The organism is Collibacillus ludicampi, from assembly GCF_023705585.1.
GTDB classification, from domain to species: Bacteria; Bacillota; Bacilli; order Tumebacillales; family BOQE01; genus Collibacillus; species Collibacillus ludicampi.
In genome coordinates this window covers 1,977,501-1,980,000 of record NZ_BOQE01000001.1, presented here as the reverse complement: position 1 = coordinate 1,980,000, position 2,500 = coordinate 1,977,501, and the positions used below count along the sequence as shown (strand labels likewise).

Here is a 2,500-nt window from a genome sequence, read left to right as displayed (position 1 = left end):
TTGCGGGACTTAACCCAACATCTCACGACACGAGCTGACGACAACCATGCACCACCTGTCACCGCTGCCCCGAAGGGAAGGTCTGTCTCCAGACCGGTCAGCGGGATGTCAAGCCCTGGTAAGGTTCTTCGCGTTGCTTCGAATTAAACCACATGCTCCACTGCTTGTGCGGGCCCCGTCAATTCCTTTGAGTTTCAGTCTTGCGACCGTACTCCCCAGGCGGAGTGCTTCATGCGTTAGCTTCGGCACTCATGGGTATGAGCCCACGAACACCTAGCACTCATCGTTTACGGCGTGGACTACCAGGGTATCTAATCCTGTTTGCTCCCCACGCTTTCGCGCCTCAACGTCAGGAATCGGCCAGCAAGGCGCCTTCGCCACAGGTGTTCCTCCACATCTCTACGCATTTCACCGCTACACGTGGAATTCCCTTGCCTCTCCGACCCTCAAGCTCTCCCGTATCCAAGGCCGTCCCGGGTTGAGCCCCGGGTTTTCACCCCGGACGCAGAAAGCCGTCTGCGCGCGCTTTACGCCCAGTGAATCCGGACAACGCTTGCCCCTACGTATTACCGCGGCTGCTGGCACGTAGTTAGCCGGGGCTTCCTCCTCCGGTACCGTCAGGATAGGAGCATTGCCTCACCTATCGGTTCGTCCCGGAAGACAGAGTTTTACAATCCGAAGACCTTCATCACTCACGCGGCGTTGCTCCGTCAGGCTTGCGCCCATTGCGGAAGATTCCCTACTGCTGCCTCCCGTAGGAGTCTGGGCCGTGTCTCAGTCCCAGTGTGGCCGGTCACCCTCTCAGGTCGGCTACGCATCGTCGCCTTGGTGAGCCGTTACCTCACCAACTAGCTAATGCGCCGCGGGCCCATCTGGCAGTGACGCCGTGAAGCGCCTTTCCCTCCTCATGGATGCCCGTGAAGAGTGTATCGGGTATTAGCACTCGTTTCCAAGCGTTATCCCCGTCTGCCAGGCAGGTTGCCCACGTGTTACTCACCCGTCCGCCGCTGACTTTGAGGAGCAAGCTCCTCTCCACCCGCGCGACTTGCATGTATTAGGCACGCCGCCAGCGTTCGTCCTGAGCCAGGATCAAACTCTCGAAGAAAAATTCGCTCTGCGCCTCGCGAGCGAGGCTTCTTGCAGAGCCCATGCAATGTTCAATCGTGGCTCTCTTCTGCACGATTCAGTTTTCAAAGAGCGACTGTCGCAACAGCGACTTTTCCAATATACCATCCTGCAATCTGTTTCGCAAGTGGTAATTTATGTTTCGTTTATCATCACCGCTCATCGCGGCGACGAAAGCTATGATATCATGGATACATAGAACCTTCAAGAATGAATCTCGAACAAATCGGAACAAACTCTATTAAATAAAATCATGAATCTCTAATCATTTATTGATTTCTCCTGTATTCTTGTTCATACAAGATTTTTCAAAAATCATTCGTCAAAGAATTCGTGAAAATTATCGAATCCAACATGAGAGTAACGTGATTTCCCGGAAAGACGTTCACTTTTTATCGCCCTTACAACTTTCTTCACCTAGCTCATCAAGGAATCTTCTTATCGATATAATCCTTGAATTCACGAATGTGATCCCGAGCAATAATAAAAAAGACTGACTCCTTATTAAGAGTCAGTCTCGATTTTGGTGGGCCTAAGTGGACTTGAACCACTGACCTCACGATTATCAGTCGTGCGCTCTAGCCAGCTGAGCTATAGGCCCCTATTTCACTGGTAATTTTCCATATCTCCCATATTGTTTTTACATAATGGTGCCGAAGGTGGGACTCGAACCCACACGGTTTCCCGCACGATTTTGAGTCGTGTGCGTCTGCCAATTCCGCCACTTCGGCGTGGCGTCCCAGGAGAGATTCGAACTCCCGACACGTCGCTTAGAAGGCGACTGCTCTATCCAACTGAGCTACTGGGACATAATAATAAATGGTGGCTCGGGACGGAATCGAACCGCCGACACGAGGATTTTCAGTCCTCTGCTCTACCGACTGAGCTACCGAGCCGAAAAATAGTGGCGGAGCTGACGGGATTCGAACCCGCGATCTCCTGCGTGACAGGCAGGCATGTTAGGCCTCTACACCACAGCTCCATATGGTTGCGGGGGCAGGACTTGAACCTGCGACCTTCGGGTTATGAGCCCGACGAGCTGCCAACTGCTCCACCCCGCGATGTTCATGGTGGACGCTGACGGGATCGAACCGCCGACCCCCTGCTTGTAAGGCAGGTGCTCTCCCAGCTGAGCTAAGCGTCCATCGAACGTAACTACTTTCAAAACTTTGGTGAGCCATGAAGGACTCGAACCTTCGACACCCTGATTAAAAGTCAGGTGCTCTACCAACTGAGCTAATGGCTCATCTTTGGTGGAGGTAAGCGGATTCGAACCGCTGACCCCTGCTTGCAAGGCAGGTGCTCTACCAACTGAGCTATACCCCATATTCCCCTTAAAGTTGGGGATGGCGTGCCCGGAGAGATTCGAACTCCC

General features: G+C 53.2%; 9 tRNA genes and 1 rRNA gene (2 of these 10 only partly in view). All 10 read right to left on the bottom strand.

Features of this window, described 5'->3' with window-relative positions:
- Nucleotides 1-1,105, bottom strand: a 16S ribosomal RNA gene (locus DNHGIG_RS09990) (it extends 440 nt beyond the left edge of the window).
- Between the two features lie 544 nt (nt 1,106-1,649).
- Nucleotides 1,650-1,726: transfer RNA gene (locus DNHGIG_RS09985), tRNA-Ile, on the bottom strand.
- A gap of 47 nt (nt 1,727-1,773) precedes the next feature.
- Nucleotides 1,774-1,856: transfer RNA gene (locus tag DNHGIG_RS09980), tRNA-Leu, on the bottom strand.
- 1 nt (nt 1,857) lies between these two features.
- Nucleotides 1,858-1,934: transfer RNA gene (locus DNHGIG_RS09975), tRNA-Arg, on the bottom strand.
- An 11-nt stretch (nt 1,935-1,945) separates the two neighbouring features.
- Nucleotides 1,946-2,021: transfer RNA gene (locus DNHGIG_RS09970), tRNA-Phe, on the bottom strand.
- A 9-nt stretch (nt 2,022-2,030) separates the two neighbouring features.
- A tRNA-Asp gene (locus DNHGIG_RS09965) sits at nt 2,031-2,107 on the bottom strand.
- 3 nt (nt 2,108-2,110) lie between these two features.
- Nucleotides 2,111-2,186, bottom strand: a tRNA-Met gene (locus DNHGIG_RS09960).
- A 7-nt stretch (nt 2,187-2,193) separates the two neighbouring features.
- Nucleotides 2,194-2,269, bottom strand: a tRNA-Val gene (locus DNHGIG_RS09955).
- Nucleotides 2,270-2,295: 26 nt separating this feature from the next.
- Nucleotides 2,296-2,371, bottom strand: a tRNA-Lys gene (locus DNHGIG_RS09950).
- Between the two features lie 101 nt (nt 2,372-2,472).
- A tRNA-Arg gene (locus DNHGIG_RS09945) sits at nt 2,473-2,500 on the bottom strand; it runs 49 nt beyond the window's last position.